This window comes from Pseudomonas pergaminensis (genome assembly GCF_024112395.2).
Lineage (GTDB): Bacteria > Pseudomonadota > Gammaproteobacteria > Pseudomonadales > Pseudomonadaceae > Aquipseudomonas > Aquipseudomonas pergaminensis.
Genome location: NZ_CP078013.2, coordinates 4,516,489 through 4,539,904, shown reverse-complemented (window position 1 = coordinate 4,539,904; position 23,416 = coordinate 4,516,489). Strand labels below are relative to the sequence as shown.

Below are 23,416 nucleotides of genomic sequence, written 5' to 3'. Positions count from 1 at the left end.
GAGCGGGCTTGCTCGCGAATGCAGGCACCTCGGTCTGCCAGAATCACCCAAGCTGGTGTTACCATTCGCCCCTTGTTTCAATTTTCAGTTATATCGCCCATTCGAGACCTGCCATGACCACCGTCCGCACGCGCATCGCGCCATCGCCTACTGGGGATCCCCACGTCGGCACTGCTTACATCGCCTTGTTCAACTACTGCTTTGCCAAGCAGCACGGCGGTGAATTCATCCTGCGGATCGAAGACACCGACCAACTGCGCTCCACCCGTGAGTCGGAACAGCAGATTTTCGATGCCCTGCGCTGGCTGGGCATAACCTGGGCGGAAGGCCCGGACGTCGGCGGCCCGCACGGCCCGTATCGCCAGAGCGAGCGCAGCGACATCTACAAGCAGTACACCCAGCAGCTGGTCGACATGGGCCACGCGTTCCCTTGTTTCTGCACCGCAGAAGAGCTGGACCAGATGCGCGCCGAGCAACAGGCCCGTGGCGAAACCCCGCGCTACGATGGCCGCGCGTTGCTGCTGTCGAAAGAAGAAGTCGCCCGTCGCCTGGCCGCTGGCGAGCCGCATGTAATCCGCATGAAAGTGCCAAGCGAAGGCGTGTGCGTGGTGCCGGACATGCTGCGCGGTGACGTCGAGATCCCGTGGGACCGCATGGACATGCAGGTGCTGATGAAGACCGACGGCCTGCCGACGTACTTCCTGGCCAACGTGGTCGACGACCACCTGATGGGCATCACCCACGTGCTGCGCGGCGAAGAATGGCTGCCGTCGGCGCCGAAGTTGATCCTGCTCTACGAGTACTTCGGCTGGGAACAACCGCAGCTGTGCTACATGCCGCTGCTGCGTAACCCGGACAAGAGCAAGCTGTCCAAGCGCAAGAACCCGACTTCGGTGACGTTCTACGAGCGCATGGGCTTCATGCCTGAGGCGATGCTCAATTACCTGGGCCGCATGGGCTGGTCGATGCCGGACGAGCGCGAGAAGTTCTCGCTGCAGGAAATGGTCGACAACTTCGACCTGTCCCGCGTGTCCCTGGGCGGGCCGATCTTTGACATCGAGAAGCTGTCGTGGCTCAACGGCCAGTGGCTGCGTGACCTGCCGGTGGAAGAGTTTGCCAGCCGCGTGCAGCAGTGGGCGCTGAACCCTGAGTACATGATGAAGATCGCGCCGCTGGTGCAGGGCAGGGTGGAGACGTTCAGCCAGGTCGCGCCGCTGGCCAGTTTCTTCTTTGCCGGGGGCGTTAACCCGGATCCCAAGCTGTTCGAATCCAAGAAGCTCTCGGGTGACCAGGTTCGCCAGCTGATGCAGTTGATCCTGTGGAAGCTGGAAAGCCTGCGCCAGTGGGAGAAGGATGCGATCACCGCGACGATCCAGGCAGTGGTGGAGTCTCTGGAATTGAAACTGCGCGATGCCATGCCACTGATGTTTGCCGCGATCACCGGGCAGGCCAGTTCGGTGTCGGTGCTCGATGCGATGGAAATTCTCGGCCCGGACCTGACGCGTTTCCGTCTGCGCCAAGCCCTTGATTTGCTTGGTGGTGTGTCGAAGAAAGAAAACAAAGAGTGGGAAAAGCTGCTGGGCGCCATCGCCTAAGCACGCGGTTGAAACGACGAAACCCCGGTTTTCCGGGGTTTCGCCGGTAAGTGATTGTTATCCCGGCAAAAAATTTTGGAAATTGTTGAAAATAAATTTGACACACTTCTAAACCGCCATTAAGATTCGCCCCGTCCTCACCGATGAGGGGCTATAGCTCAGCTGGGAGAGCGCTTGCATGGCATGCAAGAGGTCAACGGTTCGATCCCGTTTAGCTCCACCAATTTACAGGTTCAAGGTCTGGCCACACCGTCCTTGAATCGATCAGGTCTCAGCCCTGATCAGTTGTACAGAAGGTTTTGTCCCCTTCGTCTAGTGGCCTAGGACACCGCCCTTTCACGGCGGTAACAGGGGTTCGAGTCCCCTAGGGGACGCCAGTTTCAACAAGCAGTTCGAAAGGTCTGCTGCGTCGCGAGACGAAAAATCCGGGGCTATAGCTCAGCTGGGAGAGCGCTTGCATGGCATGCAAGAGGTCAACGGTTCGATCCCGTTTAGCTCCACCAATTTACAGGTTCAAGGTCTGGCCACACCGTCCTTGAATCGATCAGGTCTCAGCCCTGATCAGTTGTACAGAAGGTTTTGTCCCCTTCGTCTAGTGGCCTAGGACACCGCCCTTTCACGGCGGTAACAGGGGTTCGAGTCCCCTAGGGGACGCCACGATTACCCGCTCTGCGGGATTTTTAAGGGTCATTCAATTATTGAATGGCCCTTTTGTTTGTCTGGCGTTTGGCCAATTCTTTTCCCTCCCTCGTTTTTCTTCTGACCAGCGGTCATGCCTGTCGCTTGCCAAATATTATTATGGTAATAATATTCAACCCATGAACATCGGAGGCAATGATGAGCGATAAAAAAGCGCAAACCCGCGAACGCATTTTGCAGGCTGCCAGCGCCGCGTTGATCCAGCGTGGCCCGGCCGAACCGAGTGTGGGTGAAGTCATGGGCGCGGCGGGGCTGACCGTCGGTGGTTTCTACGCGCACTTTGAAAGCAAGGACGCGCTGATGCTGGAGGCCTTCACTCAGCTGCTGGCCAAGCGTCGTGCGTCGATTGACGACATGGACTCAACCTTGACCGGAGAAGAGCGCAGGGCCCTGGTGGCGGCGTTCTACTTGTCGCGCAAGCACCGTGACTCCACCGCCCAGGCCTGCCCGATCCCGGCGACCGTAGGCGAAATGAGCCGCCTGCCAGATGAGTTCCGCCAGGCGTTGAACGAGCACTGTGAGCTGATGGCCGCCCAGTTGGCTGCCAGCCCCGAGGACACCGATAAAGCCTTGGCTGACATGGCGCTGATGATCGGTGGCCTGGCCCTGGCCCGCGCCTTGGGGTCAGGTGAGTTGTCTGACCGTGTGCTGCGCGCCGCCAAGTCGGCTGTACGCTAGAAGAGGGCTGCATGATGGGCACGCTAACCTGGATTCGTCGCTTCAACGGCACGCTGGGGCACCTGGCACCGCAAACGGTCGCCAACCGCATGCGTCGCGCCTTCATGACGCCACGCGACCTGCCGCCACGTGATTGGGAGCTGCCGCTGCTGGCGCAATCGGAGCGCATCACCTTGCGCTTCGGTTTGTCTGCGCTGCGTTGGGGCCAGGGGCCGGCGGTGTTGTTGATGCACGGTTGGGAAGGTCGGCCCACACAGTTTGCCAGCCTGATCACGGCGTTGGTCGACAACGGTTACTCGGTGATTGCCCTGGACGGTCCTGCCCACGGCCGCTCGCCGGGGCGTGAGGCCCACGTGCTGCTGTTTGCCCGCGCCATGCTTGAAGCCGCCGCCGAGTTGCCGCCGCTGCACGCCGTAATCGGCCACTCCATGGGTGGCGCCAGTGCGATGCTGGCGGTGCAGTTGGGGCTGCGTACCGAGGCGTTGGTGAGTATCGCCGCTCCGTCGCGATTCCTGGATGTGCTGCGCGGCTTCACCCGGATGGTGGGTTTGCCAGCGCGGGCGCGTTCGGCGTTTATCCAGGAGGTCGAGCTGACCTTCGGCATGCCGCTCAAGCACTTGGACGTGGCCCACTACCAGATGAATATCCCCGGCCTGATCGTGCACGCCGAAGACGATACCTTCGTCCCGGTCAAGGCGTCTCAAGCCATTCACGAAGCCTGGTTCGACAGCCGCCTGTTGCGGCTGGAGCAGGGCGGGCACCAGAAAGTACTGGCCGATCCGCGCCTGATCGACGGTGTGCTGGCGTTGCTGGCTGGCGCTCGTTTACAGGTGCGGCAAACCGCCTGATACACTCTCCCCGCCGACATTAATCGACTGGGAGCAAGGCATGGGCTGGGATTTGGCAACGCCGTTTATCATCGATCTGCAGGTCGCCCCTGAAGACATCGACGGCCTGGGGCACGCCAACAACGCGGTATACGTGTCCTGGCTGGAACGCTGCGCCTGGCGCCACTCCCAGCGCCTCGGGCTGGACCTGACCGAATATCGCCGCCTGGACCGCGCCATGGCCGTGGTGCGCCATGAGATCGACTACCTGGCCGCAGGCTATGAGGGCGACGAGCTGCAACTGGCCACCTGGATCGTCGACTGGGACCAACGCCTGAAGATGACCCGGCGCTTTCAACTGGTCCGGCCCCGCGACGGTGTCACCTTGCTGCGTGCCCAAACCACGTTTGTCTGCATCGAACTGTCCACCGGCAAGCCCAAGCGCATGCCTGCCGAATTCCTCGACGGTTATGGCCCCGCCCTGACAGGGGGTTAACGGTTGCTGTGGGAAACCCAGTAAACTGCGCCACGATTTTTGTTGAGTGTTTTCCATGCAAATTGCTTTGGCGCCCATGGAGGGGTTGGTCGACAACATCCTGCGGGACGTGCTGACCCGCGTTGGCGGTATTGACTGGTGCGTGACCGAGTTCATCCGCGTCAACGACCGCCTGCTCACCCCGGCGTATTTCCACAAGCTCGCCCCGGAACTGCTGCACGGTGCCCACACTGCTGCCGGCGTGCCGCTGCGCGTGCAATTGCTCGGCTCCGACCCAGTGTGCCTGGCGGAAAACGCCGCCCTGGCGTGTGAGCTGGGTTCGCAAGTCATCGACCTCAACTTCGGCTGCCCGGCCAAGACCGTCAACAAGTCCCGTGGCGGCGCGGTGTTGCTCAAGGAGCCGGAGCTGCTCAATCAAATTGTCGAGCACGTTCGCCGCGCCGTACCGGCCCACATCCCGGTCACTGCCAAGATGCGCTTGGGTTTCGACAGCCCGGACGGCGCACTGGTCTGCGCCACGGCGCTGGCTGAAGGCGGCGCAGCCCATATCGTGGTGCATGCGCGTACCAAAACCGATGGTTACAAGCCGCCAGCCCATTGGGAGTGGATCCCGCGGGTACAAGACGTGGTCAAGGTGCCCGTGTTCGCCAACGGTGATATCTGGAGTGTTGAAGACTGGAAGCGTTGCCGCGAAGTCAGTGGTGCCGAAGACATCATGCTCGGCCGTGGCCTGGTTGCCCGCCCGGACCTGGCGCGGCAGATCGCAGCGGCGCGGGCCGGTGAAGAAGTGGTCGAGATGACCTGGGCGCAGATGCAGCCCATGCTCCAGGACTTCTGGACCCAGTCGGTGGCGCAGTTGACCGAGCGTCAAGCGCCGGGGCGTTTGAAGCAATGGCTGGCTATGTTGACGCGTAACTACCCGGAGGCGGTGGAGTTGTTCAATGCGATGCGCCGCGAGACCGAACTGGACAAGGTGGCGTTGCTGCTCGGGATGGCGCCTGTTCTGAAAGATTAAGTTCGCATTTATAAACGTTACAAGCAGCTTGAAAGGGGCGCCATTGGCGCCCTTTTTTTTGGGCGCGTTTAAGCGTGATCTTCTTGAGCGTGGGGTGCTAGAAGGTGGGTGTTTATTGTTGTTTTTAGGGCGGGTAACAGTGTGAGGTGTATGTTTTTATTTTATTGCCACATTGGGTTTGTTTGTTTTGCAGGTTGTTTTGTTATCTGTGTGTGCGTGGGGGCGGACTAACATAAGTTGGCGTGACTGGTTTGATTTAATGATTGCATTATTTATACGGTCGGGCGCCTTATTACCTTATGTCTCTGTGGTGGGGTTGGTTAATGGGTGCGGGCTGTAGAGTTTCGTAAGTAGTCATGGGGTAAAGTCTGATTTTTCATTTTGGTTTCCTTATATGAATAAGGATTTTTGGAACTCGATAGCGCCGCGCCCCACCAATCGTGGGACTGCGAAGTGATGATGATTATTTCCAGTTCTAATTTATCGCTGCCAGGTTTAATGGGTTGTTGACGGGTGGCACCACACAAAGAGTGAGAAAAGTACATGTCCAATATATCGGCGAACAATTTCCAAGGTTTTAAGCCAGAACTTCACGCGGCAGACCAATCCGCGACTGAAACGTTGAAGGATATAGAAAAAAACAATACCTCTCGCGCAGAGCCGGGTTCGAAAAACAGCACGTTACCGCGCAACGACACCACCCAAGTGATTGGGAAGGAAGTGACGGTTAACTCCGATGCGTTGGAAAAGTTATTTGAGATGTTTGAGCTCGTCTTCAAGGCAATGCGCAGTTTGTTATCAGGCAGGGGGTTTAACGCAAAGTTACCAGCCGATACGACCACGGTGCTCCCAGCTAGCGATACGCAGGTGAGGGCTAGCACTGGCGGTAGCGTGCATATAGCCGCGAAAGCAAAAGGCACAGAGTCGGCGCCGAATGCTGATAATGGTACACATGTAAAACTTGGCACTGACGGTAGCATTCAGCTGGGTGTGAATGGCAAAGGCACTGAGTCGGCGCCAAATGCTGATAAAGGTACGCATGTAAAACTTGGCACCGACGGTAGCATTCAGCTAGGTGTGAATGGCAAAGGCACTGAGTCGGCGCCGAGTGCTGATAAAGGTACGCAGGTGAAACTTGGCACCGACGGTAGCATTCAGGTAAGTGTGAATGGCAAAGGCACTGAGGCGACGCTACCGACGGCAGGCAAAGGTACGCAGGCTGACCTCGGCGCAGGCCTGAGAGTGCAGGGTTTCAGGACAGACAAGCGCGCTGATTCGGCGCAAACAAGCGCTGGGAAAGATACGCAGACTAATATCGACGCCAATGTCAGCGTGCAGGCTGGCGGGAAAGACAAAGTCACTGATTCGGCGCAGCCAAATACTGAGAAAGATACGCAGACTAACCTCGGTGCCAGTGCTAGCGTGCAGGCTGGCGGGAAAGACAAAGTCACTGATTCGGCGCAGCCAAATACTGGGAAAAATACGCAGACTGGCCTCGACGCCAACGTCAGCGTGCAGGCTGGCGGGAAAGACAAAGTCACTGATTCGGCGCAGCCAAATACTGGGAAAAATACGCAGACTAGCCTCGACGCCAACGTCAGCGTGCAGGCTGGCGGGAAAGACAAAATCACTGATTCGGCGCAGCCAAAGACTGAGAAAGATACGCAGACTAACCTAGGTGCCAGTGCTAGCGTGCAGGCTGGCGGGAAAGACAACGTCACTGTTTCGGCGCAGCCGAGTGCCGGAACCGCTTCCCAAGTCAGCATCGGGTCCGAGGGTGATGCCAAGGTCACGGTCCTGCCAGATGGCAGCACGCAGGTGAGCCTGACGCCTGATAACGGCAGGCAGTTCAATATCAATCTGGCTGCCGGTATCCAAGTCAGGGTGAGTTCGGAGGACTTGTCTGGCCCTCGTCCGTTGCGCAATCCGCAGTTGAATACTGATGTAGCAAAAGTGGAGGTTCGACCCAATACGGCGGCCACTATCGCAAACAAAACCGATACCAAACTAAGCGCTGACGCGACACCCAGTAATGAGGCAAGTGCAGAAGTGAAGACTGCTGCTGCACCCCTCGTTGAGGTGAAGGCTGGTGGCAAGACGGATGAAAGCGTTGTGGCTGTTGTTGAGCCGAAGATTGAGACCAAAGCCGCTGACAAGTCCAAGCTTTCCACCGGTATGACACCTCTGACACCTCTGGCATCCGGTGCTGAAGGTCCTGCCCCTCGTGGTCCCGGCGCCTCCCAGCGCGCGCTATAACGGCCGACGGTCCGTTATCTTCACTCGCTGAGTGATAACTAAGGCTCTCTGATTGCTAGCGCAGTGGGGGAGCCTTTTTTGCAACGTAGAGGCGCCTGTTTGCACGGGTTTAAGTATGTTCAATCGACGGCGCGACTGACTACTGCTTTTAAGAGTGGTTGCTATGAATACGTTTGCGATTGGATCCTCTGCGCGCTCGACTTCCACGGCGTCGCAGTTTTCCAATATCTCGGAGAAAGAAACGTCTCTCTTCCACGCCTTTGAGTTCCCTGAACGCGCTTTCGGCGAGCATTACGATGCCAGCTCACACAGCGCAGTCATCAAACTGATGATGCACACCTTTGGCAAGCAGCCTGAGGCTATGTTCAGCCGTGTGCGCAGTAATCGCGGGGGGTATGACGTCACGATGAAAGATGGCTACAGGCTGCACCTTTCCCGGCAGGAGCTGCAACAAGCAGGGGCGGCATCACGTTTTACCGGCAGCGACAACGAAGTACTGGGCGGTGCCCATTTCGCACTGGCGGTATTCATCAAGCGCAAACAGCTGGGAAGTGGCAATGCCGCTGATTTGCCAAGTTTTACGTCAGTCCTGACCGCTTCTTTGCAGGGTGAGACAACCTTAAACATGTTCAAAGGCATGGGCTTATCCGGCCATCTCAAGTACGAGCCTACTGCCACGGTTGTCGGCGAAGGGCGGTGGGGGGTGGCCCACAGTCATAACCTGGGTTCATCGTTGATATACGCCGGCAAGGCGCACCGCGCGGGCAGGGGGCGTTCACCCGATCAAAGCTACATGTATACGCTGCAGAGCCATAGCGCGCCGAAGCCTCCTACCGCCCCTGTCCCTGTCGTACCCATGCCTGTGGTGAGGATCACGCCCCAGGTTGGCCAGGCCAAGGGTATCCGTCCCCAGGTCGCAGAGGTGTTGCAAGGGTTCATTGCCCCCTCGGGTCATTTCGGTGAGGTGTTCGACCTCAGCAGCCACGCAGCCGTCATCAAGATGATGATGCTCAGGTTTGGCCGGTCGCCGTCCGATGTCTTCGAAAGGATCAACGCCACGGGCAATGGGTACAGCATCACCCTGAAAGATGGTTTTGAGCTGACGTTGTCGACGCAGGAGCTGCAGCGCACCGCCGAGGCGACGCGGTTTACAGGCCCTGACACGCAAATGCGCAACGACGCCAACCTGATCCTGGCCGCCTACGCAAAGCGCAAGCAGCTCATCCGCAACGTGCAGTTTGATGCAGCGCTGTCCGTTACGCTGCGGGGTGAGAGCATCTACAGGGTCTTGACGGGGATGGGCTTGATCGGCTTTTTGCGGATTGTGCCTCCCGCCAAGCTTCAAGAACCCCACAGTATTGGCGTCACCGAGACCTCCAGTTTTTCGGGGGCGTTGGTGGTGGAGGGTGTTAAACATAGCCACGGCAAGAAAGATGCGGTCGGTAAAGACTACGGCTACCAGCTCGCCGCAGACCTACCCCACGATCAAGACGGTCAACCTGCGCGATTCCCGGCTGCGCCCATTGGCGTCGAGCCCGACGATATCTGGAGTGGTTTCTATCAGGGCATGGAGGGTAACTGTGTCACGGTGTCCGCCATCAAAGCGGCGATGATGAAGTACGGGCAAAACCCTTTGGGTATTTTCAAACGTGTCACCGAAACGGCGGGAGGCTACTCCATCACCATGCGCGATAACTGCACAGTGCGGCTCACCTTCGCCGAGCTGGAAAGGGCCCGGGCAGCCGCCCACTTTCGTGGTCCGAATGCTGGCCTTATTGACAATGCCGTGTTCCTTTATGCAGCGAGCGCCAAGCGGGCACAGTTGGAAAATCACGAGTTTCGCGCCGGCGTCAGTTTTGACGTCGCCCTGCAAACGCTGAACGACGGCGAGGTTCCTGGCGATGCATTACGCCGCCTCGGCTTGTACGCCTTTACGCGCGCCAGTAGCGTGGATGAATTGGCATCAGGCGTACCTGGCACCCTGGCGAACTTTGGGCATTCGGTTGTCGTGATAGAGGGTAAATTCGATGAGTATGGCGCCAAGCGCGACTTGAATAGCTCGCACTGGAATCAAGCCGACGGCGTCGCACTGAAATTGGTTTAACCCCGGCCATCCCCCGCGATCAAGCGTTCCCTGAAACCGATCATGGGCAGTGGCCGGCTGTGCAGATACCCTTGGTACAGATGGCAACCCAGGCCCTGCAGGAAGGCCAGTTGCTCCTGGGTTTCCACGCCCTCGGCAATCACTTCCAGGTTCAAACTGCGGGCCATGGCCACGATGGCGCGGATGATTTCGGCGTCGTTGGGGTCATGGGTGGCGTCACGCACGAAGGACTGGTCGATCTTCAACGCATCCACGGGCAAGCGCTTGAGGTAAGTGAGCGACGAGTAACCGGTGCCGAAGTCATCCATCGCAAAGCTCACGCCGAGCTTTTTCAGGCGGCGCATTTTGCTGATGGTGTCGTCCAGGTTCTGGATCACGATGCCTTCGGTGATTTCCAGTTTCAGCAGGCTGAACGGCAGTTGGTGCTGCTTGAGGCTGCGTTCCACCCGCTCAACGAAGTCGTTCTGGCGAAACTGCCGGGGGCTGATGTTCACGCACAGGCTGAAATTCAGCGGGTCCACCAAGCCTTCCGCGATCAACTGTTGAAAGGCCGCGCAGGCTTCGTCCAGGATCCAGGTGCCGACTTCCAGGATCAGGCCGCTGTCTTCGAGCACTTTGATAAATTCAGACGGTGACTGTGCCCCAAGCTGTGGATGCTGCCAGCGCACCAGGGCCTCGGCACCGACGATCCGATTGCCACGCGCATCGACCTGGGGCTGGTAATGCACGCTGAACTCGCCGCGCGACAGGGCCAGGCGCAGGTCGGTCTCCATGCGCAGGCGTTCGCTGGCGGTTTTCTGCATGCTGTTGTGGAACATCTGCGTGGTGTTGCGCCCTGAGTCCTTGGCGCGGTACAGGGCAATGTCGGCCCGTTTGAGCAAGTCCGCAGGCGTTGAACCGTGATCGGGAATCAGCGCCACGCCAATGCTCGGCGTGACCTGCAAGCGATGCCCGTCCAGGAACATCGGCTCCGAGAGCAATTCGCGCAGGGTATCGGCCAGCTCCTGCACCTGGCCGCTGACTTCCGTGCGCGTGCCGTCAAGGCCGCTGAGCAGTACCACGAACTCATCGCCACCCAGGCGCGCCACGGTGTCCTCCATGCGCACGCTGGCTTCCAGGCGGGCGGTGACGATCTTCAGCACCGTGTCGCCCACCGGGTGGCCGAGTGAATCGTTGATGTGCTTGAAGTGGTCAAGGTCGAGGAACAGCAATGCGCCGCGCAGGCTATGCCGCTTGAGCAAGGCGATCTGCTGGCTCAGGCGGTCCATCAGCAGGGCGCGGTTGGGCAGGTTGGTCAGCGGGTCGTGGTAGGCCAGGTGGCGGATCTGCGCCTGGGCGTTTTTCAGCAAGCTTACGTCCCGGGCGGTCAGCAGCAGGCAGGGCGTTTCATTCAGGGTGATGGGCTCCACCGAAACTTCCACTGCCAGCACTTCGCCGCGTTTGTTGTGCCAGAGCATCTCCAGATGGTGGATACGGCCTTTGATCTGCAATTCCGCCAGCAGCGCCGCGCGCTGGTTTTCATCGGCCCAAATGCCGATCTGGTAGAGGGTCAGGCCGATGGCTTCATCGGCACGGTAGCCGGTCAGGCGGCAAAAACCGTCGTTGACCTCCACGTAGCGGCCGGTATCGCGCTCGGTGATGGAAATCGCGTCGGGGCTGGAATGGAAAGCCTTGGCGAATTTCTCTTCGCTGGCCTTCAGTGCTGCCTCCGAGCGTTGCTGCTGGGTGATATCGCGCAGCGTGGTGACGATGCAGGGCTGGTCGCCGACCTTGATCAAGCGGCTGGAAATCATGCAGGTCAGGCTCTGGCCACCCTTGTGATGCACCACGATGGCCACATTGCTCAGCGCCTGCTCGCGGATCACCCGCTCGATACGCTGCAGGCGCTTGCTCGACTCGTCCCACAGCCCGATCTCTTCGGCGCTTTTGTCGATGACCTCGGCCGCCGTCCAGCCAAAGGTCTGGGTGAAGGCCGGGTTGATTTCGATAAACGCGCCGCTGTCCAGGCAAGTGACGCAGATCGGGTCCGGGCTGGCCTGGAACAGGCTGGCGAATTTTTCTTCGGAGGCCGTCAAGCGTTGTTCACGCTCCACCTGGTCGGTGATATCCAGCAACGTGCCGGCCATGCGCAGCGGCGCACCGTGTTCATCGCGGTACAGGCGCGCGCGGCTTTCGAGGTAGCGCGAGCTGCCGTCTTCCATCGGCACGCGGTAGGTCAGTTGATAGTTGCCGGCCGGGCCTTCGCGCAGGGTGCGGTAGGCGTTGCGCATGCTATCGCGCTCTTCATCGGGCATGCCCTCGAAGAAGGCGTCGAAGGACTCATGGAATGGCTCCGGTGGCAGGCCGTGCAGTTGGGCGGCGCGCGCCGAGCCGTAGAGCATGCCGGTGGGAATGTGCCAGTCCCAGGTGCCCAGTTGCGCCGAGTCCAGGGCCAGGTCGAGGCGCTCCTGGCTGTCCTTGAGGGCCTGCTCGGCGTTTTTGCGCTCAGTGGTGTCGAGAAACGTACTGATCAGGTAGGCCTCACCCTCCAGCTCGACTTTTTGTGCGCTGAGCGTGCCGTCGTGGATCTGGCCGTTACTGGCGCAAAATTGCACCTCCATGGTGATGGGCTCGCCCTTGCGCTGGGTGGCCTTGACCAGCTGCGCGCGTTGCTCGGGGTGGCGCCACAGGCCCAGGTCCAGGGTGGTGCGGCCGATGGCGTCGGCCACCGGCCAGCCGAAGAGCATCTCGAAGTACTGGTTGGCTTCACTGATCAGTCCATCGGACTGGCGCGTCAGCAAGACCATATTGGGGCACAGGTGAAACAGCGTGGCGAAGCGTTTTTCCGAGTGGCTGAGGGCGCGCTCCCGCTCGCGTTGGCGGGTGGTCTCGCGGATCACCCCGATCATGCGCCGTCGTCCGGCTTTGTCAGGTGCCAGGCTGCCATTGATTTCCAGCCAGTGGTGGGTGCCGTCCGGCCACTGGATATGGTGATGCATGGCCTGCTCGAACGGCTCGCCGGCCAGAACCGCGTGAAAGGCCCGCACCACGCGGGCGCGATCCTGTGGCGCGAGCAGGTCGAGGTAGTCCAGGTCCTTGGGCAGTGGCTGGCGCGGATCAAAGCCAAACAGCGCCTGGGTGCCGCGTGACCAACTGATTCTGCCGGTGTCGATTTCCCAGCACCACGCGCCCAGCCGGGCAGCATTGAGCGCTGCCAGCAATTGCGGGGCGCTGTCCCAGCTTTGTTCCGCCTCTTGAGGGTCAAGGGCGTAAATACGGGGCAGGGGTGGCAAGGAGTCGACGGGGTTGCGCATTATCACAGGGCCTTGGCTCGATGGGCGTAAGGCGCGGTTCAGTTCAGACCTTGAGGCCGCACAGGTTCATGCCGGAATCCCTGGCAGATCGACTTGTGCATCCAATAGGCTCATGAAAGCCCGCGCAGCATTCGACAGCGTCCTTTCGGTGTGCACGATATAGCCTAGCTGGCGACTGAGCTGTATGCCCGGCAAAGCGATACTTGCCACCTGTTCATCCAGCATCGTGCGCGGCAACACGCTCCAGGCCAGGCCGATAGACACCATCATCTTGATAGTTTCCAAATAGTTAGTGCTCATCGCGATGTTTGGCGTAAGGCCCTGGGCCTCGAACAGCCGGCTGACAATATGGTGGGTAAAGGTGTTGCCGCCGGGGAAAACCGCCGGGTGGCCGGCAATGTCCGCCAAGCTGACCTTGCCGTTGCTGGTCAGGCTGTGCTCCGGCGCCACCACGAAATCCAGCGGGTCGTCCCACACCGGGGTGGCCCGCACCAGGTGGTGGGGATCGGGCGCCAGGGTGATCACCGCCACTTCGGCGCGGCCATGGAGGATTTCTTCGTAGGCCACTTCTGAATCGAGGAACTGAATATCCAGCGCCACATTCGGGTATTCCCGTGTAAAGGTACGCAGGATCGGCGGCAGGCGGTGCAGGCCGATATGGTGACTGGTGGCTAAAGTGAGGCGCCCGCTGACCTCGCCGGTCAGGTTGGTAAGGGCGCGGCGCGTATCGTCCAGCACGTTGAGGATCTGATAAGCGCGCGGCAGCAAGGCTCGGCCGGCTTCTGTCAAGCCGACTTCACGGCCCAGGCGGTCGAACAAACGCACCTTTAATTGTTGCTCCAGGCCGGCGATGCGTTTGCTGATGGCCGGTTGGGTCAGGTGCAGACGCTCGCCGGCGCCGGAGAAGCTGCCGGTCTCGGCGATGGCTATAAAGGCATTGAGGTTGGCCAGGTCCATGGTGGTATTCCAGTTGGTAATCCAAAGCATAAAAAATATGAATTTGAGTTATTTAATGTAGCGCCATACCATCAGCCTCACAAGCCAAAGGGTTATTGAAAAGCCCGGCATAAAGAAACACCGCTGATGAGGACCGACTGATGGCCGGCAAAACGCTTTACGACAAGCTTTGGGATTCCCATGAAGTGAAACGGCGCGACGATGGCTCGTCGCTGATCTATATCGACCGTCACATCATCCATGAAGTGACCTCGCCCCAAGCGTTCGAAGGCCTGCGACTGGCCGGGCGCAAGCCTTGGCGCGTCGACTCCATCATCGCCACGCCAGACCACAACGTGCCCACCACGCCAGAGCGCAAAGGCGGCATCGAAGCCATTGCCGACCAGGTGTCGCGTTTGCAGGTGCAGACCCTCGACGACTACTGCGACGAATATGGCATTACCGAATTCAAGATGAATGACGTGCGTCAAGGCATCGTTCACGTGATCGGCCCGGAGCAGGGCGCCACCTTGCCGGGCATGACCGTGGTCTGCGGTGACTCCCATACGTCGACTCATGGTGCCTTTGGCGCCCTGGCCCACGGCATCGGCACCTCCGAGGTGGAACATGTGTTCGCCACCCAGTGCCTGGTCGCCAAGAAAATGAAGAATATGTTGGTGAAGGTCGAAGGCCAGTTGCCATTTGGCGTGACCGCCAAAGACATCGTACTCGCCGTGATCGGCAAGATCGGCACCGCCGGCGGTAACGGCCATGCCATCGAGTTCGCCGGCAGCGCGATTCGCGACCTGTCCATCGAAGGCCGCATGACCATTTGCAACATGTCCATCGAAGCCGGTGCCCGCGTGGGCATGGTGGCGGCGGACGACAAGACCGTCGAATACGTAAAAGGCCGCCCATTCGCCCCGCAAGGCGCGGATTGGGACGCCGCCGTCGAAGCCTGGAAAGACCTGGTCTCCGACGCCGACGCGGTGTTCGACACCGTGGTCGAACTCGACGCTGCCCAGATCAAGCCACAAGTCAGCTGGGGTACTTCGCCGGAAATGGTCCTGGCCGTCGACCAGAACGTGCCGGACCCGGCCAAAGAAGCCGACCTGGTCAAGCGTGGTTCCATCGAGCGCGCTTTGAAGTACATGGGTTTGCAGGCCAACCAGGCGATCACCGATATCCAGTTGGATCGCGTGTTCATCGGTTCCTGCACCAACTCGCGGATTGAAGACCTGCGCGCAGCGGCGGTGATCGCCAAGGGACGCAAAGTGGCGTCGACCATCAAGCAAGCCATCGTGGTGCCTGGTTCGGGCCTGGTCAAAGCGCAAGCCGAAGCCGAAGGCCTCGACAAGATCTTCCTTGAAGCCGGTTTTGAATGGCGTGAGCCAGGCTGCTCGATGTGCCTGGCGATGAACCCGGACCGTTTGGAATCGGGCGAGCATTGCGCGTCCACCTCCAACCGTAACTTCGAAGGGCGTCAGGGTGCCGGCGGGCGTACCCACCTGGTCAGCCCGGCCATGGCCGCTGCGGCGGCCGTCAACGGTCGTTTCATCGACGTTCGCGAATTGATCTGAGGAATACCCGATGCGTGCTTTTACTCAACACACCGGCCTTGTCGCCCCTTTGGATCGCGCCAACGTCGACACCGACCAGATCATCCCCAAGCAGTTCTTGAAGTCGATCAAGCGCACCGGTTTTGGCCCGAACCTGTTCGACGAGTGGCGCTACCTGGACGTGGGCTACGCCTACCAGGACAACTCCAAGCGCCCGCTGAACAAGGACTTCGTGCTCAACGCCGAGCGTTACCAAGGCGCCAGCGTACTGCTGGCCCGTGAGAACTTCGGTTGCGGCTCCAGCCGTGAACACGCGCCGTGGGCCCTGGAAGAATATGGCTTTCGCAGCATCATCGCGCCGAGCTACGCCGACATCTTCTTCAATAACAGCTTCAAGAATGGCCTGCTGCCGATCATCTTGACCGACGCAGAAGTCGACGAGCTGTTCAAGCAGGTGGAAGCTGAAGAAGGCTACCAACTGACCGTCGACCTGGCCGCGCAAACCGTGACCCGTCCGGATGGCAAGGTGTATCACTTTGAAGTGGATGCGTTCCGTAAGCACTGCCTGATCAACGGCCTGGACGATATCGGCCTGACCTTGCAGGACGGCGATGCGATAGCGGCGTTTGAAGCCAAGCACCGGGCGAGCCAGCCTTGGTTGTTTCGCGATGCCTGATTTGCGGTAACCGTGCGGGCCCCATCGCGGGCAAGCCAACTCCCACATTGGAATGCATTCCAACTGTGGGAGCTGGCTTGCCTGCGATAGCGCCCGTACAGCCACCCCAAAACCCAAGGAAACCACCATGACCAGCACCGCCCACACCCAAGTCGTGCAAAAACAATTCGGCGAGCAAGCCTCAGCCTACCTGAGCAGTGCCGTGCACGCCCAAGGCACCGAATTCGCGCTGCTGCAGGCCGAACTGGCCGGGCAGGGGAGCGCGCGCTTGCTGGACCTTGGGTGCGGTGCCGGTCATGTCAGCTTCCACGTGGCGCCATTGGTTAAAGAAGTGGTGGCCTACGACCTGTCCCAGCAGATGCTTGACGTGGTCACCGCCGCTGCGGTGGACCGTGGCCTGGGCAATATCCGTACGGTGCACGGCGCTGCCGAGCGCCTGCCGTTCGCCGATGGGGAGTTCGACTTCGTGTTCAGCCGTTATTCGGCCCATCACTGGAGCGACCTCGGCCTGGCCCTGCGCGAAGTGCGCCGCGTGCTCAAACCGGGCGGCGTAGCGGCGTTCGTCGACGTCTTGTCACCGGGCAGCCCGCTGTTGGACACTTACCTGCAAACCGTCGAAGTGCTGCGCGACACCAGCCACGTGCGCGATTACGCCGCCGCCGAGTGGATGCAGCAGCTCAGCGAGTCCGGCCTGCATGTGCGCAACAGCAGCCGCCAACGCTTGCGCCTGGAATACACCTCCTGGGTCGAGCGCATGCGCACGCCAGAGGTATTGCGCGCAGCGATACTTGAGCTGCAACAGGCGATGGGCCAGGAAGTGCGCGATTATTACGAAATTCAGGCCGACGGCACCTTCAGCACCGACGTGCTGGTGGTCTTTGCCGAACGCTGATTGATTTTTCCCGACCTGCCCACGGGCGGGTCGCTTGATGAAATGAGGAACGCATGAGCAAGCAGATTCTGATTCTCCCTGGCGACGGTATTGGTCCGGAAATCATGGCCGAAGCGGTCAAGGTCCTGGAACTCGCCAACAGCAAGTACAGCCTGGGCTTCGAACTGAGCCACGACGTGATCGGCGGCGCTGCCATCGATAAGCACGGCGTACCGCTGGCCGACGAGACCCTGGACCGTGCGCGTGCGGCCGACGCTGTACTGCTCGGCGCCGTCGGCGGCCCGAAATGGGACAAGATCGAACGCGATATCCGCCCTGAGCGCGGCCTGCTGAAGATCCGCGCGCAACTGGGCCTGTTCGGCAACCTGCGCCCGGCGATCCTCTACCCGCAACTGGCCGACGCGTCGAGCCTCAAGCCGGAAGTGGTCGCGGGCCTGGATATCCTCATCGTGCGCGAGCTGACCGGCGGTATCTACTTCGGCTCGCCGCGCGGTGTGCGTGAGCTGGAAAATGGCGAGCGCCAGGCCTACGACACCCTGCCGTACAGCGAGAGCGAAATCCGCCGTATCGCCCGCGTGGGTTTCGACATGGCCCGCGTGCGTGGCAAGAAGGTCTGCTCGGTGGATAAAGCCAACGTGCTGGCCTCCAGCCAACTGTGGCGCGAAATCGTTGAAGAAGTGGCCAAGGACTACCCGGACGTCGAACTGAGCCACATGTACGTCGACAACGCCGCCATGCAACTGGTGCGTGCACCCAAGCAGTTCGACGTGATCGTCACCGACAACCTCTTCGGTGACATCCTGTCCGACCAGGCCTCGATGCTCACCGGTTCCATCGGCATGCTGCCGTCGGCGTCCCTGGATACCAACAACAAGGGCATGTACGAGCCTTGCCACGGTTCGGCGCCGGACATCGCGGGCCAAGGCATTGCCAACCCGCTGGCGACCATTTTGTCGGTGTCGATGATGCTGCGTTACAGCTTCAACCTGAGCGAAGCGGCGGATGCCATCGAGAAGGCCGTGAGCCTGGTGTTGGACCAAGGCCTGCGCACTGGCGACATCTGGTCGCAGGGTTGCACCAAGGTCGGTACGCAAGAAATGGGCGACGCAGTAGTCGCCGCGCTGCGGAATCTGTAATCTCTCGGGCCCGCTTGCAGTTGTTGCTGCAAGGCGGCCCACTTTTTAACAAGGTGTAGTTGCGATGAAACGTGTAGGTCTGATCGGTTGGCGCGGTATGGTCGGTTCCGTGCTCATGCAGCGGATGCTGGAAGAGCAGGATTTCGATCTTATTGAGCCGGTGTTTTTCACCACTTCGAATGTGGGTGGCCAAGGGCCGTCTGTGGGTAAGGATATTGCCCCGCTCAAGGACGCCTACAGCATTGAAGAGCTGAAAACCCTCGACGTGATTCTGACCTGTCAGGGTGGCGACTACACCAGCGAAGTCTTCCCCAAGCTGCGCGAAGCCGGCTGGCAGGGTTACTGGATCGACGCTGCCTCGAGCCTGCGCATGCAGGACGATGCGGTGATCATCCTTGACCCGGTGAACCGCAAGGTCATCGACCAGCAACTGGACGCCGGCACCAAGAACTACGTCGGTGGCAACTGCACCGTCAGCTTGATGCTGATGGGCCTGGGTGGCCTGTTCGAGGCTGGCCTGGTCGAGTGGATGAGCGCCATGACCTATCAGGCGGCCTCCGGTGCCGGCGCGCAGAACATGCGTGAACTGATCAAGCAGATGGGCGCGACTCACGCCGCCGTTGCCGATCAACTGGCCGACCCGGCCAGCGCGATCCTCGACATCGACCGTCGTGTGGCCGAAGCCATGCGCAGTGACGCCTACCCGACCGAGAACTTCGGCGTGCCATTGGCCGGCAGCCTGATCCCGTGGATCGACAAAGAGCTGCCGAACGGCCAGAGCCGCGAAGAGTGGAAGGCCCAGGCCGAAACCAACAAGATCCTCGGCCGCTTCAAGAACCCGATCCCGGTGGACGGCATCTGCGTGCGCATCGGCGCCATGCGCTGCCACAGCCAGGCGCTGACCATCAAGTTGAACAAAGATGTGCCGATCGCCGATATCGAAGCGTTGATCAGCCAGCACAACCCATGGGTCAAGCTGGTGCCGAACAATCGCGACATCAGCATGCAGGAGCTGAGCCCGACCAAGGTCACCGGCACCCTGAATGTACCGGTGGGCCGTTTGCGCAAGCTGAACATGGGCAGCCAGTTCCTCGGCGCGTTCACCGTTGGCGACCAGCTGCTGTGGGGCGCCGCCGAACCGCTGCGTCGCATGCTGCGGATTCTGCTGGAGCGTTGATCGCTTGAGGCAATATTGGAAACCCGCGCTCTGGTGACAGGCGCGGGTTTTTTGTTGGCCTTTGGGGCCTCTTCGCGAGCAAGCCCGCTCCCACATTTGATTGCATTTCAACTGAATAAACTCGGTTGAATGTGGGAGCGGGCTTGCTCGCGAAGAGGCCATCAGCCACACCACAAAAGCCGGGTTAATTGCCTCACCCACCACCACCCGGTAAAGTGCCGCTCCCCCCGCAATGCCCGAGGCAGCCCCCATGACCCAGACCTTTGATATCGCCGTGATCGGCGCCACCGGTACCGTCGGCGAAACCCTGGTGCAGATCCTCGAAGAGCTGGACTTCCCGGTTGGCACCCTGCACCTGCTGGCCGGCAACAACTCTGCCGGTGCCTCGGTGCCGTTTCGCGGCAAGAACCTGCGGGTGAGGGAGGTCGATGAGTTCGACTTCAGCAAAGTACAGCTGGCGTTCTTTGCGGCGGGGCCGGCGGCCACCCTGAGTTTTGCGCCGCGTGCCACGGCAGCGGGTTGCTCGGTGATCGACTTGTCCGGCGCCTTGCCGGCCGAGCAGGCGCCTCAAGTCGTGCCGGAAGCCAATGCCCATGTGCTGGATGGCCTGGAAAAACCGTTCCAGCTCGGCAGCCCAAGCCCATCGGCGACCAACCTGGCGGTCGTCCTTGCGCCCTTGCGTGGCCTGCTGGATATCCAGCGAGTGAGTGTCACCGCCAGCCTGGCGATGTCAGCCCAGGGGCGTGAGGCCGTCAGCGAGCTGGCCCGGCAAACCGCCGAGCTGTTGAACATGCGCCCACTGGAGCCGAAATTCTTCGATCGCCAGGTAGCCTTCAACCTGCTTGCACAAGTCGGCACGCCGGACGCCCAAGGTCATACCGCCCTGGAGAAGCGCCTCGTCCATGAGCTGCGTGCGGTGCTGGAATCACCTTTGCTGAAGATTTCCGCAACCTGCGTTCAAGCCCCGGTGTTTTTTGGCGATAGCCTGACTGTGTCCCTGCAACTGGGCGCGGCGGTCGACCTCGCTGCGGTGAACCGCGCACTTGACGCTGCGCCGGGGATCGAGCTCGTGGATGAAGGGGATTTTCCTACAGCCGTAGGTGACGCAGTGGGCCAGGATGTGGTCTACGTCGGTCGTGTCAGGGCGGGCGTGGATGACCCGGCGGAACTAAATCTGTGGCTGACGTCAGATAACGTACGCAAAGGCGCCGCGTTGAATGCCGTGCAGCTGGCGCAGTTGTTGATAAAAGGCCTTGCGTAAAAGATACTTGGCGGCAATTTGTAGATTGATTCTAGCCAAGCGCTATGCTTGGCCCCAGGCAGGAAAAGTTGCGCGTCGGTGACCTATCGGCTCGCCATGCCTTATGGCAGCGGTTACCAACCTTCTCGCAGGCCGGGGAGTGTTCAAACAAAGGATGAGGCTATGGTTCAAGTTCGCAAACTGGTGTTAGCAATAGCGGCCGCCTCGGCGCTGTCCTCCGGTATGGCGCAGGCGCTGCAGCTGGGGGAGATGACCCTCAAGTCGAAGTTGAACCAGCCGTTGGCGGTGGAAATCGAATTGCTCGATGTCGGCGGCCTCACGGCGTCCGAGATCACGCCGAGCCTGGCTTCGTCCCAGGCGTTTGTGGACGCGGGCGTTGATCGCCAGGCATTTCTCGATGACCTGACGTTTACCCCGGTGGTCAATCCAAACGGCCGCAGTGTGGTGCGCGTCACCTCCAGCAAGCCGCTGCCTGATTCCTACGTCCGTTTCCTGTTGCAGGTGCAATGGCCTAATGGCCGTCTGATGCGTGACTACAGCGTGTTGCTCGACCCGGCCAAGTTCGACCAGCCGGCACCGACGACCGCCGCGCCGGCACCGCGCTCGGCTGCACCGGCCAGCACCGCGCCGGCCGCGAGCAAAACGGCGCAGCACACCACCACCTCCCGTGACACCCTGTGGGAAATTGCCGCGAAGAACCGCAATGGCGGCTCGGTGCAGCAGACTATGCTGGCGATCCAGGCGCTGAACCCCGATGCCTTTGTGGACGGCAATATCAACCGCCTGAAAACCGGCCAGGTCCTGCGCCTGCCGGACACCGTACAAAGCACCGCATTACCGCAACCCCAGGCGATTGCCGAGGTGAGCGCGCAGAACGCCGCCTGGCGCCAGGGTCGGCGTGCCGCGACCAATCCCGCAGCGGGCAAGCAGCAACTGGACGCCACCAAGCGCACCCAGGCCGGTAACGCCCCAGCCAGCACCAACGCCAAGGACAACTTGAGCCTGGTGTCAGCCGAGGCGGCCAAGAAGGGGGCCAAAGGCAAGGTCGGCGATAGCGCGGCACTCAGCGACAAGCTGGCGATGACCCAGGAGCAACTGGACACCACCCGCCGTGACAACGAAGAACTGAAGAGCCGCGCGGCCGACTTGCAAAGCCAGTTGGACAAGCTGCAAAAACTGATTCAACTGAAGAACGATCAACTGGCGCGTTTGCAGGCGGAAAAGGGTGTCCCGGCTACCGCGGCCACGGCGGCGATGCCCGCGCAGTTGGCAGGCGAACCGGCGGCTGCCCCGGTAGCGCCCGATACCGCCACGTCCACTGCTGCCCCTGCACCCACCGCACCAGCGCCAGCACCTGAGCCGGTCAAGGCGGATGCAGCGCCGGCCACCACCGAGGGCAAATTCAACGACCTGCTGACCAACCCGGTCGTGCTCGGCGTACTTGGCGGCGCCGCTATCTTGCTGGTGCTGTTGCTCCTGCTGTTGTGGGCGCGCCATCGCAATGCGCGCCGCGAAGAAGAAAAGCACCTGCGCATGGCGCGGGCCCTGGCGGAAGAGCCAGAGTTCACCTCGAACATCGATCACGACCTGCCGCCGGACAGCTTCGAAGGCCTGGAAGTGCCGCCGCCAAACGTCAAGCTGGCCGCGGCGCCAGCACCGGCCCCGGTGGTCGCGCCGGCTGTTGCGGTGCCGACCGTTGCTTCCGTGCTCGCGCCGCTGGCCGTTGCCGTGGCTCCGGTGAACTCAAGCGATGCGTTGGCCCAGGCTCAATCCCATATCGACCGTGGCCACCTCAACCAGGCCGCCGACGTGCTGCAACAGGCGATCAAGCATGAGCCCAAGCGCAGCGACCTGCGTTTGAAGCTGATGGAAGTCTACGGCCTGCAAAACGACAAGGACGGCTTTGTGACACAGGAGCGTCAGTTGGTGGCCAATGGTGAAAACCATGCCCAGGTCGAGCAGCTCAAGAGTCGCTTCCCGGCCATGGCCGTGCTGGCGGCAGGCGTCAGCGCGGCGGTGGCCGCTGCTGCCCTGGACGCTCAATACGTCAAGGATTTGCTCGAAGACAAACCGGCGCCTGCGCAGCCGGAGGCCTTTGATACCGATTTTGACCTGAGCCTGGACGATCTCGAAGAAGCTTCCCCGGCCGAGGTCAAGGACGATCAGCAAACCTTTGAGTCGCTTCTAAAGCAGCAGACTGAATCCAAGGCCAGCCCGGACGACCTGTCGGACTTCGATCTGGACCTGCAGTTGGACGCCCCGGCTTCGGCGCAATCCGATGACGACTTTCTATCGGGCCTCGAAGACCAGATGAAGGACGTGCCGGCCGTCGAGCCACCGACCCTCACACCTGCGGCACTGGACGACTTCGACCTGCCGGAAGATTTCGACCTGTCCCTGGCCGATGAGCCGGAAGCGCCGGCCAAGCCTGATGCATTTGCGTCGGAGCTGGATGATGTCAACGCCGAGCTGGACCGCCTGTCCCAGAGCCTGGAGCATCCGTCCATCGAACCGTCCTTCACTGCGCAAGATGCGGCGTTGGGCGATGATGAGCCGGAATTCGACTTCCTCTCCGGCACCGACGAAGTTGCCACCAAGCTCGACCTGGCCCAGGCCTATATCGACATGGGTGACGCAGACGGCGCACGGGACATCCTCTCGGAAGTGCTGACCGAAGGTGACGAGATCCAGCGTGGCGAGGCCAAGGAAATGCTCGGTCGCATTTAACGGGCGACGCCTACCCAGTGTGGGAGCGGGCTTGCTCGCGAAGACGGCGTGTCAGTTAATGAAGTTGTGACTGATCCGCCCCCTTCGCG

16 protein-coding genes and 4 tRNA genes are annotated in these 23,416 nt (G+C 60.7%); 18 read left to right on the top strand and 2 right to left on the bottom strand.

All coding sequences use genetic code 11. The features are described 5' to 3' along the window. Window positions 1–113: 113 nt before the first annotated feature. The 11 genes from gltX to KUA23_RS20430 all read left to right on the top strand — a co-directional run bounded on the left by gltX (window position 114) and on the right by KUA23_RS20430 (window position 9,670). Window positions 114–1,595, top strand: a complete 1,482-nt coding sequence (gene gltX / locus KUA23_RS20480; protein WP_025856465.1) for a glutamate--tRNA ligase — start codon at window positions 114–116, stop codon at window positions 1,593–1,595. Window positions 1,596–1,742: 147 nt separating this feature from the next. Next, window positions 1,743–1,818 (top strand) — tRNA-Ala (locus tag KUA23_RS20475). A gap of 78 nt (window positions 1,819–1,896) precedes the next feature. Continuing rightward, window positions 1,897–1,972: transfer RNA gene (locus KUA23_RS20470), tRNA-Glu, on the top strand. Between the two features lie 50 nt (window positions 1,973–2,022). After that, window positions 2,023–2,098 (top strand) — tRNA-Ala (locus KUA23_RS20465). Window positions 2,099–2,176: 78 nt separating this feature from the next. Further along, a tRNA-Glu gene (locus tag KUA23_RS20460) sits at window positions 2,177–2,252 on the top strand. Between the two features lie 180 nt (window positions 2,253–2,432). Beyond that, window positions 2,433–2,972 carry a TetR/AcrR family transcriptional regulator gene (locus KUA23_RS20455; RefSeq protein WP_252992743.1) on the top strand — a complete coding sequence of 180 codons (540 nt, stop codon included), beginning with the start codon at window positions 2,433–2,435 and terminating at the stop codon, window positions 2,970–2,972. 14 nt (window positions 2,973–2,986) lie between these two features. Further along, window positions 2,987–3,820, top strand: coding sequence for an alpha/beta hydrolase (locus tag KUA23_RS20450; protein ID WP_099494215.1), 834 nt, complete (start codon window positions 2,987–2,989; stop codon window positions 3,818–3,820). 40 nt (window positions 3,821–3,860) lie between these two features. Continuing rightward, window positions 3,861–4,295, top strand: coding sequence for an acyl-CoA thioesterase (locus KUA23_RS20445; protein ID WP_100490178.1), 435 nt, complete (start codon window positions 3,861–3,863; stop codon window positions 4,293–4,295). Window positions 4,296–4,350: 55 nt separating this feature from the next. Then, window positions 4,351–5,310 (top strand): tRNA dihydrouridine synthase, encoded by a 960-nt coding sequence (locus KUA23_RS20440; RefSeq protein WP_078049431.1) that lies wholly within the window; start codon window positions 4,351–4,353, stop codon window positions 5,308–5,310. Window positions 5,311–5,853: 543 nt separating this feature from the next. After that, on the top strand, window positions 5,854–7,566 hold the full coding sequence (locus KUA23_RS20435) for a hypothetical protein (RefSeq protein ID WP_252992742.1): 1,713 nt from the start codon (window positions 5,854–5,856) through the stop codon (window positions 7,564–7,566). A gap of 163 nt (window positions 7,567–7,729) precedes the next feature. Then, window positions 7,730–9,670, top strand: a complete 1,941-nt coding sequence (locus KUA23_RS20430) for a hypothetical protein (RefSeq protein WP_346356352.1) — start codon at window positions 7,730–7,732, stop codon at window positions 9,668–9,670. Here KUA23_RS20430 and KUA23_RS20425 read toward each other — a convergent pair. Both KUA23_RS20425 and KUA23_RS20420 read right to left on the bottom strand, forming a co-directional pair. Further along, window positions 9,667–12,963 carry an EAL domain-containing protein gene (locus KUA23_RS20425; RefSeq protein WP_252992739.1) on the bottom strand — a complete coding sequence of 1,099 codons (3,297 nt, stop codon included), beginning with the start codon at window positions 12,961–12,963 and terminating at the stop codon, window positions 9,667–9,669. The two genes, KUA23_RS20430 and KUA23_RS20425, sit on opposite strands and share 4 nt — an antisense overlap. A 66-nt stretch (window positions 12,964–13,029) precedes the next feature. Continuing rightward, window positions 13,030–13,920, bottom strand: a complete 891-nt coding sequence (locus tag KUA23_RS20420; protein ID WP_099494213.1) for a LysR family transcriptional regulator — start codon at window positions 13,918–13,920, stop codon at window positions 13,030–13,032. Between the two features lie 140 nt (window positions 13,921–14,060). Here KUA23_RS20420 and leuC point away from each other — a divergent pair, with 140 nt between their 5' ends. The 7 genes from leuC to KUA23_RS20385 all read left to right on the top strand — a co-directional run bounded on the left by leuC (window position 14,061) and on the right by KUA23_RS20385 (window position 23,327). After that, the gene (leuC, locus tag KUA23_RS20415) at window positions 14,061–15,479 is read left to right on the top strand and encodes a 3-isopropylmalate dehydratase large subunit (RefSeq protein ID WP_252992738.1); all 1,419 of its coding nucleotides are present in this window, start codon (window positions 14,061–14,063) and stop codon (window positions 15,477–15,479) included. A gap of 10 nt (window positions 15,480–15,489) precedes the next feature. Then, a complete protein-coding gene (leuD, locus tag KUA23_RS20410) occupies window positions 15,490–16,134 on the top strand; it encodes a 3-isopropylmalate dehydratase small subunit (protein WP_033901804.1) in 645 nt (214 codons plus the stop codon). Between the two features lie 127 nt (window positions 16,135–16,261). Beyond that, window positions 16,262–17,026: a class I SAM-dependent methyltransferase gene (locus tag KUA23_RS20405; RefSeq protein ID WP_099494214.1), complete on the top strand. Its 765-nt coding sequence runs from the start codon at window positions 16,262–16,264 to the stop codon at window positions 17,024–17,026. Window positions 17,027–17,079: 53 nt separating this feature from the next. Further along, window positions 17,080–18,162 carry a 3-isopropylmalate dehydrogenase gene (leuB, locus tag KUA23_RS20400; protein ID WP_021491199.1) on the top strand — a complete coding sequence of 361 codons (1,083 nt, stop codon included), beginning with the start codon at window positions 17,080–17,082 and terminating at the stop codon, window positions 18,160–18,162. Window positions 18,163–18,226: 64 nt separating this feature from the next. Beyond that, window positions 18,227–19,339, top strand: coding sequence for an aspartate-semialdehyde dehydrogenase (gene asd / locus KUA23_RS20395; RefSeq protein WP_034107599.1), 1,113 nt, complete (start codon window positions 18,227–18,229; stop codon window positions 19,337–19,339). Between the two features lie 250 nt (window positions 19,340–19,589). After that, on the top strand, window positions 19,590–20,600 hold the full coding sequence (locus KUA23_RS20390; RefSeq protein ID WP_099492913.1) for an aspartate-semialdehyde dehydrogenase: 1,011 nt from the start codon (window positions 19,590–19,592) through the stop codon (window positions 20,598–20,600). A 162-nt stretch (window positions 20,601–20,762) separates the two neighbouring features. Next, window positions 20,763–23,327 (top strand): FimV/HubP family polar landmark protein, encoded by a 2,565-nt coding sequence (locus KUA23_RS20385; protein WP_252992737.1) that lies wholly within the window; start codon window positions 20,763–20,765, stop codon window positions 23,325–23,327. The last annotated feature ends 89 nt before the right edge of the window (window positions 23,328–23,416 follow it).

Coding starts and splice junctions, on each gene's coding strand:
- gltX (WP_025856465.1), top strand. CDS start 114: ATGACCACCGTCCGCACGCGCATCGCGCCATCGCCTACTGGGGATCCC.
- KUA23_RS20455 (WP_252992743.1), top strand. CDS start 2,433: ATGAGCGATAAAAAAGCGCAAACCCGCGAACGCATTTTGCAGGCTGCC.
- KUA23_RS20450 (WP_099494215.1), top strand. CDS start 2,987: ATGGGCACGCTAACCTGGATTCGTCGCTTCAACGGCACGCTGGGGCAC.
- KUA23_RS20445 (WP_100490178.1), top strand. CDS start 3,861: ATGGGCTGGGATTTGGCAACGCCGTTTATCATCGATCTGCAGGTCGCC.
- KUA23_RS20440 (WP_078049431.1), top strand. CDS start 4,351: ATGCAAATTGCTTTGGCGCCCATGGAGGGGTTGGTCGACAACATCCTG.
- KUA23_RS20435 (WP_252992742.1), top strand. CDS start 5,854: ATGTCCAATATATCGGCGAACAATTTCCAAGGTTTTAAGCCAGAACTT.
- KUA23_RS20430 (WP_346356352.1), top strand. CDS start 7,730: ATGAATACGTTTGCGATTGGATCCTCTGCGCGCTCGACTTCCACGGCG.
- KUA23_RS20425 (WP_252992739.1), bottom strand. CDS start 12,963: ATGCGCAACCCCGTCGACTCCTTGCCACCCCTGCCCCGTATTTACGCC.
- KUA23_RS20420 (WP_099494213.1), bottom strand. CDS start 13,920: ATGGACCTGGCCAACCTCAATGCCTTTATAGCCATCGCCGAGACCGGC.
- leuC (WP_252992738.1), top strand. CDS start 14,061: ATGGCCGGCAAAACGCTTTACGACAAGCTTTGGGATTCCCATGAAGTG.
- leuD (WP_033901804.1), top strand. CDS start 15,490: ATGCGTGCTTTTACTCAACACACCGGCCTTGTCGCCCCTTTGGATCGC.
- KUA23_RS20405 (WP_099494214.1), top strand. CDS start 16,262: ATGACCAGCACCGCCCACACCCAAGTCGTGCAAAAACAATTCGGCGAG.
- leuB (WP_021491199.1), top strand. CDS start 17,080: ATGAGCAAGCAGATTCTGATTCTCCCTGGCGACGGTATTGGTCCGGAA.
- asd (WP_034107599.1), top strand. CDS start 18,227: ATGAAACGTGTAGGTCTGATCGGTTGGCGCGGTATGGTCGGTTCCGTG.
- KUA23_RS20390 (WP_099492913.1), top strand. CDS start 19,590: ATGACCCAGACCTTTGATATCGCCGTGATCGGCGCCACCGGTACCGTC.
- KUA23_RS20385 (WP_252992737.1), top strand. CDS start 20,763: ATGGTTCAAGTTCGCAAACTGGTGTTAGCAATAGCGGCCGCCTCGGCG.